This is a genomic window from Chryseobacterium sediminis (genome assembly GCF_008386505.1).
Classification (GTDB): Bacteria; Bacteroidota; Bacteroidia; order Flavobacteriales; family Weeksellaceae; genus Chryseobacterium; species Chryseobacterium sediminis.
The window spans coordinates 1,602,683-1,619,339 of record NZ_VUNZ01000001.1; the positions used below are offsets into that span (position 1 = coordinate 1,602,683).

General features: G+C 28.0%; 14 protein-coding genes. 6 read left to right on the forward strand and 8 right to left on the reverse strand.

From position 1 onward, the window contains the following. The first annotated feature begins 393 nt into the window (after positions 1 to 393). The 6 genes from mnmE to FW780_RS07335 all read left to right on the forward strand — a co-directional run bounded on the left by mnmE (position 394) and on the right by FW780_RS07335 (position 6,360). Complete coding sequence (mnmE, locus tag FW780_RS07310) at positions 394 to 1,779, forward strand: tRNA uridine-5-carboxymethylaminomethyl(34) synthesis GTPase MnmE (protein WP_149832909.1); 1,386 nt, start codon at positions 394 to 396, stop codon at positions 1,777 to 1,779. A 267-nt stretch (positions 1,780 to 2,046) separates the two neighbouring features. Further along, positions 2,047 to 2,595: a helix-turn-helix domain-containing protein gene (locus FW780_RS07315; RefSeq protein ID WP_149832912.1), complete on the forward strand. Its 549-nt coding sequence runs from the start codon at positions 2,047 to 2,049 to the stop codon at positions 2,593 to 2,595. Next, complete coding sequence (locus tag FW780_RS07320) at positions 2,588 to 3,838, forward strand: tyrosine-type recombinase/integrase (RefSeq protein WP_149832914.1); 1,251 nt, start codon at positions 2,588 to 2,590, stop codon at positions 3,836 to 3,838. The genes FW780_RS07315 and FW780_RS07320 overlap by 8 nt, the downstream gene beginning before the upstream one ends. Beyond that, the gene (locus FW780_RS07325; RefSeq protein ID WP_149832917.1) at positions 3,810 to 4,883 is read left to right on the forward strand and encodes a hypothetical protein; all 1,074 of its coding nucleotides are present in this window, start codon (positions 3,810 to 3,812) and stop codon (positions 4,881 to 4,883) included. The genes FW780_RS07320 and FW780_RS07325 overlap by 29 nt, the downstream gene beginning before the upstream one ends. Before the next feature lie 185 nt (positions 4,884 to 5,068). Continuing rightward, complete coding sequence (locus FW780_RS07330; RefSeq protein ID WP_149832920.1) at positions 5,069 to 5,446, forward strand: helix-turn-helix domain-containing protein; 378 nt, start codon at positions 5,069 to 5,071, stop codon at positions 5,444 to 5,446. A 17-nt stretch (positions 5,447 to 5,463) separates the two neighbouring features. Further along, complete coding sequence (locus tag FW780_RS07335) at positions 5,464 to 6,360, forward strand: hypothetical protein (protein ID WP_149832922.1); 897 nt, start codon at positions 5,464 to 5,466, stop codon at positions 6,358 to 6,360. Positions 6,361 to 6,428: 68 nt separating this feature from the next. On the opposite strand, the gene FW780_RS07340 is transcribed toward FW780_RS07335, so the two are convergent. The 8 genes from FW780_RS07340 to FW780_RS07375 all read right to left on the reverse strand — a co-directional run bounded on the left by FW780_RS07340 (position 6,429) and on the right by FW780_RS07375 (position 16,127). After that, positions 6,429 to 7,487, reverse strand: coding sequence for a hypothetical protein (locus FW780_RS07340; protein WP_149832925.1), 1,059 nt, complete (start codon positions 7,485 to 7,487; stop codon positions 6,429 to 6,431). Then, positions 7,484 to 8,362 (reverse strand): macro domain-containing protein, encoded by an 879-nt coding sequence (locus tag FW780_RS07345; RefSeq protein WP_149832928.1) that lies wholly within the window; start codon positions 8,360 to 8,362, stop codon positions 7,484 to 7,486. The genes FW780_RS07340 and FW780_RS07345 overlap by 4 nt, the downstream gene beginning before the upstream one ends. 40 nt (positions 8,363 to 8,402) lie before the next feature. Further along, on the reverse strand, positions 8,403 to 9,119 hold the full coding sequence (locus tag FW780_RS07350; RefSeq protein WP_149832930.1) for a DUF5131 family protein: 717 nt from the start codon (positions 9,117 to 9,119) through the stop codon (positions 8,403 to 8,405). Then, complete coding sequence (gene tcmP, locus FW780_RS07355) at positions 9,119 to 10,276, reverse strand: three-Cys-motif partner protein TcmP (RefSeq protein ID WP_149832933.1); 1,158 nt, start codon at positions 10,274 to 10,276, stop codon at positions 9,119 to 9,121. Before tcmP ends, FW780_RS07350 begins: the two co-directional genes overlap by 1 nt. Before the next feature lie 331 nt (positions 10,277 to 10,607). Then, positions 10,608 to 10,928: a hypothetical protein gene (locus FW780_RS07360; RefSeq protein ID WP_149832935.1), complete on the reverse strand. Its 321-nt coding sequence runs from the start codon at positions 10,926 to 10,928 to the stop codon at positions 10,608 to 10,610. A gap of 29 nt (positions 10,929 to 10,957) precedes the next feature. Then, the gene (locus FW780_RS07365) at positions 10,958 to 11,395 is read right to left on the reverse strand and encodes a hypothetical protein (protein WP_149832937.1); all 438 of its coding nucleotides are present in this window, start codon (positions 11,393 to 11,395) and stop codon (positions 10,958 to 10,960) included. 27 nt (positions 11,396 to 11,422) lie between these two features. Further along, positions 11,423 to 11,632 carry a hypothetical protein gene (locus FW780_RS07370; RefSeq protein WP_149832941.1) on the reverse strand — a complete coding sequence of 70 codons (210 nt, stop codon included), beginning with the start codon at positions 11,630 to 11,632 and terminating at the stop codon, positions 11,423 to 11,425. A gap of 265 nt (positions 11,633 to 11,897) precedes the next feature. Then, on the reverse strand, positions 11,898 to 16,127 hold the full coding sequence (locus tag FW780_RS07375) for an NACHT domain-containing protein (protein ID WP_149832943.1): 4,230 nt from the start codon (positions 16,125 to 16,127) through the stop codon (positions 11,898 to 11,900). Positions 16,128 to 16,657 lie beyond the last annotated feature (530 nt).

Consider the following 16,657-nt stretch of genomic DNA (forward strand, 5'->3'; position numbering starts at 1 on the left):
GGACTAAGAAACAATTAACATACCAAACAGGTGTTTAATTTTTTATAATCTTAAAATACTTTATCAGCATTTGTATTTAATCATCCTACTAAAATATTTATAAAACACTATATTACAGTAAATTACAACACAAAAAACCACTATCAACCAAAAGATTACTTTTTATTATTTGAAAGTTTAAATCTTCTTTTTCATACCCAATCAGATTATGGTTTAATAAAAAAATGTTACGCTTTCATATACAACATCCTTATTTACAATCACTAAATAGTTAAAATCATGATAAATTTTATCACAATAGCCTCTTACCTGATTTTCATCTGAATACAACAATAGATAATCTGAATAACAGACCTCAGCAAAAATTCATATTAAAAATCGTAAATTTGCAGCATGAATAATGATACGATATGCGCACTGGCTACTGCCAATGGAATAGGTGCTTTAGGCATCATCCGGGTTTCAGGAAATGAAGCTTTATCTGTAGTTCAGAAAAGTTTTCCGGCAAAAAAACTGGAAAAACAGAAATCCCATACCATTCATTATGGTTATTTTATGGATGAAACGGAAGCAATTGATGAGGTAATGCTTTCTCTATTTCTTGCGCCGAAAAGTTTCACCACTGAAAATTCTGTGGAGATTGCTTTTCACGGCTCCCCGCATATCGGAAAACGTATTCTTGAAACTCTGATCAAAAACGGAGCGAGAATGGCCAAAGCAGGAGAATTTACACTCCGTGCCTTTATCAACGGAAGAATTGACCTTTCTCAGGCAGAAGCTATTGCTGATGTAATTGCCTCTGACAACGAAGCATCCAGAAAAGTAGCTATCAATCAGTTAAAAGGAGGAATCACCAACGAAATCTCTCTATTAAGAACAGATCTTCTGAATTTTGTTTCCCTGATTGAACTAGAGCTGGATTTCGCTGAAGAAGATGTAGAATTTGCAGACCGAACAGCTCTGAACGGATTATTGGATAAAATTGAATTAAAACTAAATTCTCTTATTGAAAGCTTCCAATACGGAAATGCCATTAAAAACGGAACTGCCGTTGCCATCATCGGAAAACCAAATGCCGGAAAGTCCACACTATTGAACTCTCTTTTGAAGGAAGAAAGGGCAATTGTAAGTAATATTGCCGGAACTACCAGAGATACCATTGAGGAAATTCTTCATATTAAAGGCCACGCCTTCCGACTGATTGATACTGCAGGACTTCGCGAGACTATGGATGAAATTGAAGCTATCGGGGTTAAAAAAGCAAAGGAAAAGGTTGAAAATGCTAATATCCTTGTTTATCTGGCGGATGCAGCTACAGAAGATTTTTCAGAGGATATTGAAATGATTCAGTCTCTGTTGAGAGAAGATCTGAAACTGATCATCTGCGCAACAAAAATTGATGAAGTAATTCCTACCAAATACGAAACGGTAGAAAACATCTTCAGGAATGCCATCACCCACGAGTTTGATTTCATTAAAATATCAGCCGTTGAAAATCAAAATATTCAGGATTTAAAAAATGAACTTTCATCCTATGTTGAGCATTTAAAATCCGAAGAAAACAATGTCGTGATTACCAATCAACGTCATTTTGAAGCACTACGAAAGTCACTGGATGCTGTTCATAAAGTAAAGGAAGCTATTTCTTTCCAAATTTCTACAGAATTACTTGCTTACGAGCTTAGAAATGCGCTGGAACATCTTGGAGAAATTTCCGGAGAGGTTACGAATGATGAAGTGCTGGGAAATATTTTTTCTAAGTTTTGTATCGGAAAGTAGGCTATGTTTTAGATTGTATATAGATTACAATTACAATAATACGAAAAACCCTTTAAATGTAATATTTAAGGGGTTTTTTATTTATTTTCTATTTTATTTCAAAATTTAATATTGCATAATATATACATTCTATTTGTTTCTATTCCGTTTCTATGAATTTGATTTGGAATAAAATTTGTAATTTCATCGTTAAAAAATGTTACATTTTGAAACAATGAGAAACATGGGGAAACAATGTGAAACATTTTTAGGGAGAATTTAGACATTATGGAAGTCAATAAAATTTGTCAATTCTGCGGAAATAGATTTGTAGCTAAAAAGACTACAACAAAATGCTGTTCCGATGACTGTGCTAAGAAATTCTACAAAAAGAGAAAGCGTGATGAAAAGATTCAAGAAAGTGATAAGGATTTGGAAGTTCAAATTAAAGGTTATGATATTGAAGAAATTCAAAAGAAAGATTACTTATCAATCAAAGAAGTTATGCTTTTACTCAATATTAGTAGAACATCAATTTACCGAATGTTAAAAGATGGCAGATTAAGCAAATTAGAAGGCTTTAAATCGGTTAGAATTAGAAAGATTGACTTAGATATACTCTTTAGGCAAAAAGTCGAAAATAACGAAGAAAAACAATATAATTTACCATATTTCTGTGATGATAATTATTATACTATTAATGAAGTTTTAGATGCATTTAATGTAAGTTCTGGTTCATTTTATCATTTATGCAAAAAACATAATATTCCGAAAATTCCCAAAGGTAAAAATGTGTATGTTCCCAAAAACCTAGTAAATACAATCTTCAATGAGTAAAAAAATAACCGTTCTAAAAAAACTTGTAAAAGGAAATAAGAGTAATTTGTCTTTAAACTTCTATCCACCTGTTTTCAATAGAAAGACAGGCAAATATACACGTTACGAGAAGACCAGTTACTTTTTGTATAATGACTTCCAAAGCGAGACTGTATATTACAACGATTCAAAAGGCAAAAAACAATCTAAAGTTGAAATTATTACAGATAAAACGGGTAGCCCTAAAAAATTAACTCTTACTCCGGCGCAAAAGCACCACAATAAAGAAATACTTGAAGCTATTGAATTACTTAGAGCCAAAAGATTCAGGGAAATTACGAAGCCTGATATTTATACAGAAACGGAGCTGAAAACATTAGAATTAGCTGAAAATAAAAAGAAAATATTTACAGAATACTTTAAAGAGAAAGCGGAAAACGCAACTAATTCAGTTGGCGCTTGGAAAGCTTGTTACGGGTATTTTGTCAAATATTATAATAATGTCCTTTTCAGTGATATTAATAAAACTTTAATCGAAGATTTCAAAAATAGATTACTTGACTCATATCAACTAAAAAGTACCAAACATAAACTAAGAAGAAACTCAGCGGCAAGTTATTTTATTCGATTTATACAGGTGTTAGAAATGGCTTATGAAGATAATTATCTATCACAAAGTTTTAAGGGACGTATTGGCTGGATTGAAGAAGAGGAAGTCATGAAGAATTTTCTTACAATTGATGAGTGTAGAACTCTATTCACAACAGAATTTTCTGATGAAACATTAAGGAGATATTGCATGTTTGCATTTTTAACAGGTCTTCGTTATAGTGATATTAATAATTTGACATGGGAAGATGTTGTTATAAGGGATGGTGTAAGCTATATATATTTCAGAATGCAAAAAACCTCAGCATTTCAATACCATCCTATTTCAGAAGAAGCTGTAAATTTAATGGGAGATAGAACAAAAAAATCAGATTTTGTTTTTGATAGAATTGCATATCATTCACTCAATGATAATTTGAGGAAATGGCTGTTGAAGGCAGAAATTGATAAGAAAGTAACTTTTCATAATTTCCGAACATCCTATGCTGTTACACAACTAGAAGCCGGAGCAGATATATATCTTATTTCAAAAATGCTTGGTCATAAAAATGTAACTACAACCGAAATTTATGCTAAAATAGTGGATAAAAGAAAAGTAAGTACAATTAATAATATAATATTGGAATATGATAGAATTTTTACCTGTTATAGATAATGATTTTGATTTCTCTCCGCTATTTCAATATTTTGAAGAAGGGAATAAAGACGACGAAGAATTCGATGTATACCCATTCTCAAAGTTTCGTTATTTCTTTTGGAATAAAGAAAGTTTACGTCCAAAAGGTTTAAATATTGATGAGACGAAAATAGAGAACTTTGATATGTTTAAAAATATCTTCATTAGAGGTGATTACTTTTACCTTATAGCATATCATTACTTTATCAATGTTAAAGAATATGAATTTGAGTATAAAGTTGAAGGTAAGATGAGAATTGAAGGTGAAGACGGAGAGCTTAAAATGGTTTCATTTTTTGAACCTTTATATAATGCTTTGTTAAAAGAAAAGACAAAATCACAAACTTTGCTTCGGCATGAGTATATCCTGTCAAAGAATAAGTTTAACTATATTAACAAACTTACTAAACTTTTGTTGAGTGATTATAATAATTTAGATGACGCAATTCGCAAGGAAAAAAATGTATTTTCTAAATATGGAATTGCTGTTAAAGAGATCTATTTAGATGTTTTTCGTGATTTCTATTCTAATTTTGTTGATTATTTATCTAAAGATAATTTTAATGCTTTAAAAAAACTTGTTTACCCCTCTAAGAAAGAAGTTCAATCTTTTCAGATAGAAAATAGACCTAATTTTAAAAAGGGATTAACTGATGAAGCAAGGAAAATTGTAATAAATTCTATTAAAAATGGTTTGTTAGGAAATGGGTTCATTTCAAATTTGACAACTTATGAGCAAGTAGATGATTTGTTCAATAATCGAAGAAGAGAAAGAGATAAAATTATTTGGCTTAAAACACCTTCACTATTAAAAAGTTTGTATAAAGTTTTGAATGATAAAAATATTATTACTTCAACAAATAATACACATTGGAAGATTTTATCCGATTTTTTCATTTATCAAAATAATGCTGAAGTAAATTCTGATAAGCTAAAAGATTTAAAATACTCAACCAATCAATCAGATGTTTTGAACTTAGAAAATTGCTTTAGGATTCTTGATGAAGTGGTAAGCATAAAATAACAAACTCCTACTTTGTATTTTTTATAAAAAAATTACATTTTATTAATAAAATCAGATATTATAAATGAATTGATATTTTATTTTAAATCATAAATACATGATTGCCAATTATTTAAAACTCCCACTACAAAGTGGGAGTTTTTTTGTTTTTGGCACAATTGCTAAATTCTTGATACGCCAATGGTATGGAAAAAACTACCATGACGGCGAAATCCAGCCATAACGAAAATTTCGGTTTTATAATCGAAAAGTTGGTACAAAAAATAGTAACCAGACTATTTTCTGTTTATATAGCAAAACTAGATATTTTTAGTCGTATTGTACAGACAAAAGAAGTTTTAACAACTAAAGAGGTTGCTGAACTTCTTGGAATGAATGAAAGAGTCGTTAGAGACAAAATTAATTCTGGATTGATTCCAGCATACAAACCTGAATTTGCAAATAAATTTCTTGTATTGAGGAAAGATTTAATGAATGAAATTATATCTGGACAAAGATATAAATCTCTTTCAATGATAGAAGCAGAGGTAAATTGCGGATTTGATAGCAGAAAATATGTTTAATCTTAATACTTCTGAAAATGATAGATTATATTAAAGCATATTTTCCCGATAAAAATGAAATTTTTGGAATTATGAAAGATAATTACAACCTTGAAAAAATAAGTTATACCAGATTTGATAAAGCTGAAAATGCACTTGTTTCGTATGAGACCTACAAAAAAGAATTTGAAAATATGGAACTTAAAATCACTAATCAAGGAGCTTATCTTCATAACTCTTTACATCATTTTTATAATAAAATAGTGTATGGAATTGATGGGAATTATAATGATTTTAAGCATTCTTCTCTTGTTAATGCAATTGATTTTCTAGAGGATAGGATTAAGTTCCCGGTTGATAAACTAGAACTTTCACAAGGTTTAGAATTTGGATTAAATATAAGATTGCCATTTGATTTGGATGAATTTATATTGAATCAATGTATTCTCTATGACTTTTGTGAAGTTTCTAAATTCCCTCCGCCCACAGAAGAGCAGGTCTATAAAGAATTTCAAAAAGGTAATTATAGACTTAAGATTTATCATAAGGGTAGGCAACAATGCGATGGAGAAGCAATTTTAAGAATTGAGATTAAATTTTTAGATAAAAGAGATTTTAATAAAAATGGAATTTGCTTTTTAAGCGATTTAGATGATCGAGATAATTTAATTTTTCTCTATGAAAAATTGCATAGTATTGTGAAATTTAAACTAATGTGCATTGATGATATCGAGGTTAGAGATTTTTCACATTATAAGAAAAATAAGCTATATAAATATTGCTCACACAAGTATTGGGCTGAACTAAGTAAGGATAGTTTCAAGTTAGAATCGAAAAAGGTTTACCCATACTTTGAAAAAAATAAATTATTAGAAAATAAAAAAACACTCTTATCGCTTATGGATAGTAAGTTTACTGAACTAATAGAAAGTTAGTTTACGGACATTGTATAAGAAGCCGGAGTTGTAATATTCGAAAAAAAGTAGGAGTAATTTCCTACTTTTTATGATAAGCAATTAGCTATTTTTGAACTAATTGATTTAAGTTCTGTTATTCCATTTGAATCATCTTTTAAGTATTCATTTTGGTAATGCTCCAAATCCTCTAGATAAACAAATACGTTCGATTTAATAAAATAAAGATGTTTTCTAATTTGTGAAAGTTTTTGCATTATTTCCATTCCTCCATATTCATCTGGACCAATTACTTTTATAGTGAAATTTGCTCCTTCAATAAATTCTGTAAACACAGTATCATTCAAATAATCAATATCATTTTGTTCGTTTTTTTTAGCACATTCATCTAAATATTTATAATATTTTTCGATTGATTTGTTAACTTTTTCAACCCAAGGTTTTATATGATGAATTCCTGGGAAAGCTCTTTTGTAATTTGTTATTAGGTTTGCTTTCATATTATATAAATCCAAAATTTCTTCACCCAAATTTTCTAATTTTTTAAATTTTTGTCTTTTATAGCTTTTATTATTTTTCTTAAGCTCAATCAATAGATCATTATAAAAATCTAAATTTTTAAATAATTCTGAAAATAAAATTTCAAAATCTTGATTAGAGCTTAAAGCTTTTAAGGCATTATAAATATTTTGCGGGTCATTGCTGATTATTCGAGAAAAATTTTTATTTACATTGAAATAGAGTGTATGTATTTGAGAGGGGGCTTTTTTTTCTTTTTCTATATAAATAGTAATTTGATTATTCATTTCTTTTAATGAATTAATAAATGACTCAATATGATTTACGACTAAATGTAACCTTTTTTTCAAATCATTTTTTTCATCAGTTACTTTTGTCTTTTCAACAATTACACTCTCATTTTTTTGATAGATTATAGTATATATTACAAAAGCAATTGATAAAAAACTTAAAAGACTTCCTATAAGGGACGCATAAGCAGATATCTCTGCTTGTTTACCATTAAAATCTATTTCATACAGTCTTTGAGATTCATTATTAATTAATTGAAAAGTTATAATTAATATAAAAATTATTATTATGATTGAAACGACTATTATAAAATTTCTATAAAGTATAAATCTTTTCATATGCTAAATGATTTTATAAATATTTCTAAGTTGTTAAACATTTCAGGATCATAATTCCTTTCAGGGATAATAATATTTAATGATTTCCCGATTTTATTATTTTTTGAGTTTATTAAATATGAGACAATTATAAGCTGACATAAAGTTGTTTTAGACATATTTAAACCTGTTATTCCTGCCCCTAGTATAGGTATATATATGTTTTTATTGTTACTATTATTTCTAATGGTTGACCATATTTTTTCTAATGCTCCAGTTAGCATTTTTATATCTGCTTCTTTCGTTTTAGCTCCTCCTTTATAAACTATTTTACATATTGCAGAAATGAAAACTTTAATATTTATATTTGATGGGATAGAAAAATAAGCAGTATCACCTATTTCATATCTAACTCTTTTTCCGACTGGTTTTTCAGTTGGCGAGACAGTTATACCACGAATGTTTTGAATGTTTAAACTTGTTTCTATTTGGCTATCCAAACTTTGGATGGCTCCATTGAAAAATTTATCTATTATTTGTTTTTTTATAGATGTTGTATTATTTGTAGTAGTATCAAAAAAATCACTTGACCCAATAATAATATTTCCTTCTTTGTCTAAAAGTTCACCAATTTCAATTTTTACAATAGTATTATTTAGATTTTTAAACTCTCTTGAAATTTCTGTTTTTGGATAATTTATTTTTAACGTAATAAGTAATGTAACTATTAAAATAAAAATAAATAATCCTAAGTTTTTGTTAGAAAATTCATTGAACCATTCCCAAAAAAAAGATGTTACTTCAATAAGCAACCAAAATAATCCTAATAAAGTTAAAAACCCTTTAATAAGATCTAATTTTCTATGGCAGAATAGAAATGTCATTTTTTTTCTCATTATTTAATTAATTATAGGTTATTGTAATTTTTTTCTATTTTTATTCCTTATTAGAAGGCATTTCATCATAGGTTCTACCATTTAATAATCTTCCTGCTGCTTTTTTATTCTTCCCTCCCCATTGCTTAAAAAAGAATGCTACATCAGCATTTTGACATTGTTTCTGTATATCAATAACCCAATCTTCCTTCATTGGTCTAGGTCGATGCCCACTTTCACCACCAACAATAACCCAATCAATATTTTGCAAATTCAAATTTTCTAATTCTCCAATTAATGGTTCAAGAGATAAAAATTTTACTTTTGCATTCGTTTTTCTAAGAAAATCTATACGCTCAACTACATCTTTACTTTCTACAGAAACCCCCATCCAAATGTTATGAGTCCATTTAAGGTCTTGATGAACCTCAAACAGACGCTCTGATCTTTTGGTCAATACTTGAAATATGTGTTGTGGATTCTCATTCATTACTTTGAAAACATCTTTTATAAACTCAAGTGGAATATCTTTATGAAAGAGATCACTCATAGAGTTGACAAATACAACCTTTGGCGCTCTCCAAGTATAAGGAATAGTTAAAGTATCTGGATGAGATTTAACAATTTTAAAACCGTCTTTGTATTTTTCCTGCCCCATAGCTTTTAATCTACGAGTCATGATTTCAGCATAACAAAATTTACATCCTGTTGAAATTTTTGTACATCCTGTTGTAGGATTCCAAGTCATTTCAGTCCACTCAATTGATGAATTTGCCATTAGTTAAAATTTAATAAACAGTCTTTAGATATTAAAACTGTCACTTTATGATTTTTGTTATCTGTAAATATTGCTTTTATCTTTTTTTGGTCAACTAGTTTTCTTAGTGCTTCAGTGTAATGATATCTACTGTAAAGACCACTTATTTGATGCTCGTCAAAAAGCTGACTTGCAGCTAGTTGTTTATTCTTATACTTTAATAATAATTCGTCCGCAAGTTTGTCAATATTTATTGACTTTTCATCAAAAAGTTCATTGATTTCTGTTTCATACTTTTTTGCATCAAAAGTGTAGGTATTAACTCCGTCGAAAACAGTTCCAACATTTGCGAAATCATTATAGGTTGTTTTAATCAGATCATATCCTCTTGCTCCTTTTGTTAAATGTAGTATATAATGACTCGTAGCATCAACATCTTCTTCTTGGAATTTGAAAGCTGTGTAAAAAATTTTTTGTCCAAGATGTGTTTTATATTCATCTCCTAAGCTATCAATAATTAAATTTAGTTTTTCGGGTACTGTAGCTTTAAATCGTCTATCATTCTTAAGTTTTTTAAATGTAGTAGGAAATAAATCCTGCATCAATCCTTCAAACTTATCATTTTCTAGAGCAGGATGAATCCTTTTTGTATTGACGAAAATAAATATTTCGTTTCCCCAATTTTTTAAAAATTCAGCTAAAACGAGCGTTTCAATACCTTTATATCCAAAAGGATCAATAAAAAGCAGTGACGGAAAATCATTTTTAGATCTATTTCTTGCCCCACTATGGGTATTAGCTTTTAAAAATTCCGTTATAGCAGTGCTTTCTCCTACCGTACTTTTTCCAAAATGAATGGATTTAGCAAAAGTACCTTCAGGGAATTCATTTTTGAAGTTTGTTTTTAAAGCATCATGATAGTAATTATCATTAAAAATCATTTTAACATTTTGTCTTAGCAACTCTATTTTACTACAATGCTTCCCAATTAGAATAGGTGTAGAAGGATTTCCGTCTTCATAAAACCCAGGACCAGCAAATAAGTCGATATATCTAATTTGCTTAGGCTGATATTTACTTGTAATTATACTGCAATAGCTTGGAAAGTATTCCGAAATTATGCTCGCTTTAATTTTCGACGAGATAGTTTGATTTTCGAAGAAATGATTTTCTTTCATTTTATTTGTGAATATGTCGTTATTAGTTATTAAACATTATGAATAATAGCAAATATATTAAATATTAACACTTATTCAAAAAAGCAATAATTTATTTAACAGAAAAATAAACCTGCTTATAAAAGCAGGTTTTAAAATTGCTACATATTCTTTTTGCTAAAAAAACATTTGAGTCTTTGTATTCCGATTTTTAAAGTAAGTGTGAGATAATAAGCACAAATAGTATAGAAAATTAAGAGTGTAAACATAATGAAGAAAAATAAAATATCTTCCCAAATCGTGTGCTCATTGTATTTAAATGTGGGTATACAACCGCTTTTAAACTGCAATATCATTTTGCATTATTAAAAGGATTTTTCCCCTCGCGCATAAACACAGTTCCCATTTTTTGATACTGAACAAGCTGTCCCTTTATGCAGGTAGTATAAATCCCACTTCCAAAGCCGTTTTGTGCTCTGATTATAGTTACCTCTTTTTCTTCAACACCGTTATCAATTGCTACAAATTTTTTCAAACGATTGTTTTTGATTGGCTCCTTGAAATCCTTTGGTAAGTCACACTCTTTAGCGGTTGTTGATGCTTTTTGTTTTTCTTCCTGTGCAAAATAAAACATTGGTAATACGAACATTAAAGTAAAAATTAATTTTTTCATTGTAATTATTTTTGAATTGTTAATAATGTCTATTTAATAAATTCTTCTCTCTGTTTTGAGGCTTCGGCGTAACTGTCAAAGACAAGAATTTTTCTTTTTCTGATATTCATTCCTACGGGAACAGCACCTTCCTTGTATAATGTTCTCTCGAACTCGTCCATCTTTTTGTACTTAGCATCTTCACTTATATCTGTCATTTCAATAACATCACTTCCGATACTTTGGTAGCGAGAAATATTCTCTTTAGTAAGTGTGGAATCACTATTGGGTGCTATTATAGCCCATACAATTGCGTATTTAGGCTTTATTGGAGCAATTGTTACTGTATCATGAATAATGCTTGTAGAATTGTTAAAAACAGGTGTAGAAGTCTGATAGGTGGTGTCAGTGCTAATGGAATCGGAGTCCAGATAAACATCATCCCATATATCACGCTTTTTACAACCAACTATTGCACAAAAAGCCATTAATAGATAAATCTTTTTCATAATGAATTATTTTTCAGATAATAATGTGATAATTCCAATGAGAATCAAGTATCCGATGTAGGAGAGAATTCCCCAAAGTATCATAAAGCCGATTGCTCCTACAAAAGATTTTGGTTCAATCCAGTTCCAAGAGAGAATTCCCGAACCGATAATAACGACTGCGTAAAGAATAAATCCCACTATGGGTAGGCATCCGCCCTCATTTGTGTTGCTCATATTTTAATAAATTTTATTTGATTTGGGCAACAAAAAAAAGCAAGTGGTTCTCACATGCTTTTAGTTCTGAAGGCTCGGCAAAGCCTATGTTACATAAAAACAGGATAAGCCACTCGCCCTATGACGAGTGTGCTGAAACTGTTTGCATTTTGTAACATTTTAGAATTTTGCCGATTCACAGAACAAAAGCAAAAGTTTTACACTTTTTATTTTTTCGTTGATGTCTTGGCGCAAAACTACAAATTTTGTGCCTTATTTTTTTATTCTAATAAAAAATATAATTATAATCCTTTATCAATTTTAAGGTTTCAGGTAAATTAAATGCTTTTGATTTGTGATTGTAAATAATGTCTTGTAGATCTTTCTCTAATTGACTAAGATAAAATAAATCTCCGTTAAGCTGCTTGATTTCTTTTGTATTAATATTTTTTATTATAGTGAAAATCTCTTCACAAGTTTCTAAATCATTTTTTTGACATATATTGAGGATAACTTCATATGCAATTCTGAGAGGGGAAAAATTACTGTTTAATTTGATAATTTCTTTTTTTGTCATTGCTAATTCAAGAATTTTTACCAAGTCACTAATTGAGTTTTTATTTGAGAAGTTTTGCCAATTTGAATTTTTAAAACTTTTTTCAATTTCTTGATATGGAAAAATAGTATTTTCAAGAATTATAAGTAGCATTTTGAAGCCATACTCGGAATTACAATTTATCAATAGTTTTATTAAGGACGACTCCATAATTATTTGATTATCGATCAAGTAATTATAATTCTTTCGAATATAGGTCTCAGCATAATCTGAATTTTCATATCTAATTAGCATACTTAAAATATCTTCTAAAAAGTTACCATCTTTAGTACCTATTTTTTTAATATTGATAATTTCATTTACAAATTTGATATCTTTAAAATATAATAACTCAATCAATTTTTGTGGATAATAATAATTATTGTTACTCAAGGAATGAATAATTTTGGCTTTTATATCAATTATAACTTTATCAAGATTCTTTTTGGAATTAACTAAGTGCTTCAAATAAATATAGATATTTGTTAAATCATTTTCATGATTAATATTTTGAATAATTCTTACATTTACTTTTTCCATATCAAAGTTTTCAGGAAAAAAATTTAAGCTTAATTTTTGTCTGACATTTAAACTTATCATTTCTAATAAAAATTCTTCCTTAATATTGAATTTAAAATATCTTTGAAATAGATATAGCAAGTCGAATAATAAAAAATCTCTATTACCTGAAGTTTTCCCTATACATTTAGATATTTTCTCACCATATATTTCTTTTAGTTTTTCTAATTTATTTTTACACCATATTTCAATTACTAATTTTTGCTCATTTGTTAATAGAACACTGGTATCATTTCTTTTTGGTAAAAAGTTTTCAACAGCTCTCATTATCTCAAGTTCATAATTGAGAATAAGCTTTGGTATCTCTGAATCTTTTACTGCTTTACCATTCTTTTTACTTAATATAAAATCTTTTAATATTTGTATAGAATTTCTTGTGATATTTTTATAAATATTATAATCTGTAGAGTACTTTTTATAAAAATCATTCCAGTCTGTTATTAAAAACTGCTTCTTTTTACTGAAATGAAATATTGATAATATTTCATCTCGCAAAGCTTCAAAATTTAATAAGATGTCAAACTCTCTTTGTCTTTCAACTAAATAAAACTCGGTTCTAATTTCGTATTCATTTACTGTCAGTTTTTCGTTAAATTTATAGCCTAAAGTTGATTCTATATAATTTTCAAAAAGTGAACTCAAATGAAAATCATTATCACGAATCGAATTACGAAACTTTATGAGAAATTCCTCCTTAACATTACCCTCTTTATAAACTTCTAAAATTTCGCAAAATAATTCTTCTTTTAAAATCTTTGACAAAAAAAAGATAATATAGTAGTTCTCTAATGAATTATTATGTAATACCTTCTTAAAAACGGGAATATTAAGGTCGCAAGCTATTGTTATCTCAATTAATAAATTATCTGCATAAAAAGATATTTTATCATTAATAACAGATTGTGAGATTATTTCGACAAGTTCACTGTATATTTCTTTTTTATTACCATATTTTTGATTTAAATGGTCCAAAAATTCACTTGTATCATAATCTTTACTATCAACAATATCATAATTCTTAATTAAATAAGTGTAAATAATTATTAATGAGTTAGAATTTTCAATTTGTTTTAATAATTCAAAAACGTAATGCTTCAATGTAGAGGCATGTTTATAGCTTACAACTTCATATTCTTCCCTTATAGAAATGTCTAAAGCATTGAGAATATACTTAAGATTTTTCTCGATTAATTCTTCGGGCATTGTTTTTAATAATTCAAGAATGACATCTTTATCATTCTCTAGCTGGAGCTTTTTAAATATTATTGAATAAAAGACAGATGTAGAAGTAAATGTGGGGTTTTTGAATAGTTTTAAAATGTTTTGTAAAAACAGAATGTTCCTTTCTTTACTAGATTGAAATTCAGAAACTAATTCTAATATTGTATTTCCAATTATATTTATTTGTTCCGCTGAGAAGCTCATGTACGATAAAAGCTCTATAGCTGTGATTCTTGCTCTTGAATGGTGTGATTTATTTGTTATTTGAGAAATTAAATAATCTACACTACTTTCTGTATTAGAAAATCTTGCAATTTCAGATATTCCTTCCAACCACAAAGTTTTTTCTATACAAATTTCTGTAAATCTCTTAACCAAACATTTTGTACGAATATCTGGATCAATTCTGTCAGAATCTACTTGAAAAATCAATTCTAAATCATTTTCAATTATCCAGTTTACTAGTCTTTCATAATCTTTTTTTTCCAATTCTAAGTTTAATAAAAATGATACAACATTATACCAAGTTGGATGAACTTTAAGAGTGTCAGAATCAATTTGTATGAAATCTATTATTTGTTCAAAATCTAATTGTGATAAAGTCTTTGCAACAAAATATTCTTGTATGTTTTTATACTCAAAGCTCCATGTTTCATCAAGATTTTGTTGAAGAAAAGAGTTCTTTGATAAATCTATTTTTTTTTCACATAATCCAAAAGATTCACTTGTTGAGATAAAGGATTTTTGCATCGCTTCCATTGACAATGCAATTTTTTTAGAACACTCTAAAATTTCTGCTTTACTAAATGAACTGTCATTTAAATATTTAATTTTTTCATCATCATCCAATCTGTTTTTCACATATGTTTCTAAAAGTTTTGACTTATTTAATAAAATTCCACGTGTATTATAATAATGTTGTCCAAGTAATTCTAAATAAAAAGGAGTTTGTAGTATATCTCTGAATTTCCAATAACTAAATCTTTCATCTTGTGTTACATCAAGGCTATACTTATTATATAGAAAATTAACAGCCATATTCTCAGGAACTTCATTAATAAAACATATGTCAAAACCATCGATGCTTTTTATATGATTATTGTAAATATTCGTTCTACAACTAACAACAAACTTAATTTGATTTGACTCAATAACATGTTGATTATCATAAATAAACGCTCTTAATTTAACAGCGAAATTTGTAATGTCATGAATTTCATCAATCCCATCTAAGATAATGATAAGGTTTGAGATATTTTTATAATTCTCGGGAAGTAAGTCTGTAAAATTTGTTCCAGATGAAAAGTTTTTTAGGATGCGAAATCTTGGAATTTTATTATTAGTATCTCTATTTTCCCATAGTTCTATGGCAAAGTTTTTTAATTCATGACTTTTGCCACTTCCTGGGTTTCCAAGCACAGCAACCCCAAACCTTGATTTATTTAATTGCTCCTCTAACTTGATTTCATAATCAGGATTATCAAAAACAAATCTTTCTCTTTCTTGATATTTTCTAAAAGAACGAGAAATGTAAAATTGATCTTTCTTCAAGTCATCAATAAATAAATTTCTATCTTCTTCTTCAATTATAGTTTTTTGTAGATTTTTATCAGAAAAAATTAGTTTTTTGAACTTTTGTAAAAGTTTTGTTCTGTTTTCAATTGAAATTTCTTCGATATCCTCTTTGTAAACTTTTTTGTATAGATTAGGGTATAATGAAAAATACTCTTTAATGTATGATTCAGGTGTTAGAAATTCAACTGGGCATTCATCACCTAATATTTCATAAAAACTCTCCAATTTCGAATCTTCATTTGTATTTGAAAAATTTTTATGAGGTGAAATGAAAAGAAGCAAATCAATTTTTTTATGTGTTGAAACAATATGTGGAATTTTTTCAATAGCCATAGAATAATTAAGAACAGTAGAATAGTCTTTGCACTCAGAATAAATAGTATAAGTTTTAAATTTCCTATCAACTATTTCCACAAGATTATCAAATCCATCTTGAGAACCTGTTTTTTGTATTCTTTTTCTTACAACTTCATAATCTAATTCCTGAAAGATTTTCTCAAGAAAATCAAGTGCAATTACTTCAAAGTCGCCACCTTTCTTTGCCATATTATTTTTCAATATTTTCAAATATAATTAATATTTGGCAATAGAGAAGGTACCTAAGCAAAAGCACCCCGTTATAAGTTAAGTTTTTGGTAGTACCCCCTATATACTGAAGGTCAGACAAAAGTTTTCGAAAATGTTGAGAGCTTATTTCTTTTTTTGATTTTTTTTCAATATGCTTAAAATGTGAATGAAAGTAGACGTCACCCACTTATTTTATAAATAACTACTGATGTTAATGTATAGTAATAAGGGAATAAGAAGTACTTTTCTTTGTATAGTAGTCAATCAATAGCTTTATTATTCTATATATTTAAAATGGTATCAAGTTATTTTGAATGTTCATTTTTCAAAATAATAAATTCCCACAATTGTTAATTGTATAGGCAATGGAGAAAAAATACTCAATTTGAAAATGCCAAAATTTATTTCTTTATAATATCTATATGAATATCTTTATAACTTGAGACTCGGCAGAATTTTGATGAAAATTTAAAAATTTCAAATCATTTGATTCTATATTGTTACTATTT

Bases quoted from the DNA above. Each gene is read 5' to 3' on its own strand.
- mnmE (WP_149832909.1), top strand. From the start codon at position 394: ATGAATAATGATACGATATGCGCACTGGCTACTGCCAATGGAATAGGT.
- FW780_RS07315 (WP_149832912.1), top strand. From the start codon at position 2,047: ATGGAAGTCAATAAAATTTGTCAATTCTGCGGAAATAGATTTGTAGCT.
- FW780_RS07320 (WP_149832914.1), top strand. From the start codon at position 2,588: ATGAGTAAAAAAATAACCGTTCTAAAAAAACTTGTAAAAGGAAATAAG.
- FW780_RS07325 (WP_149832917.1), top strand. From the start codon at position 3,810: ATGATAGAATTTTTACCTGTTATAGATAATGATTTTGATTTCTCTCCG.
- FW780_RS07330 (WP_149832920.1), top strand. From the start codon at position 5,069: ATGGAAAAAACTACCATGACGGCGAAATCCAGCCATAACGAAAATTTC.
- FW780_RS07335 (WP_149832922.1), top strand. From the start codon at position 5,464: ATGATAGATTATATTAAAGCATATTTTCCCGATAAAAATGAAATTTTT.
- FW780_RS07340 (WP_149832925.1), bottom strand. From the start codon at position 7,487: ATGAAAAGATTTATACTTTATAGAAATTTTATAATAGTCGTTTCAATC.
- FW780_RS07345 (WP_149832928.1), bottom strand. From the start codon at position 8,362: ATGAGAAAAAAAATGACATTTCTATTCTGCCATAGAAAATTAGATCTT.
- FW780_RS07350 (WP_149832930.1), bottom strand. From the start codon at position 9,119: ATGGCAAATTCATCAATTGAGTGGACTGAAATGACTTGGAATCCTACA.
- tcmP (WP_149832933.1), bottom strand. From the start codon at position 10,276: ATGAAAGAAAATCATTTCTTCGAAAATCAAACTATCTCGTCGAAAATT.
- FW780_RS07360 (WP_149832935.1), bottom strand. From the start codon at position 10,928: ATGAAAAAATTAATTTTTACTTTAATGTTCGTATTACCAATGTTTTAT.
- FW780_RS07365 (WP_149832937.1), bottom strand. From the start codon at position 11,395: ATGGCTTTTTGTGCAATAGTTGGTTGTAAAAAGCGTGATATATGGGAT.
- FW780_RS07370 (WP_149832941.1), bottom strand. From the start codon at position 11,632: ATGAGCAACACAAATGAGGGCGGATGCCTACCCATAGTGGGATTTATT.
- FW780_RS07375 (WP_149832943.1), bottom strand. From the start codon at position 16,127: ATGGCAAAGAAAGGTGGCGACTTTGAAGTAATTGCACTTGATTTTCTT.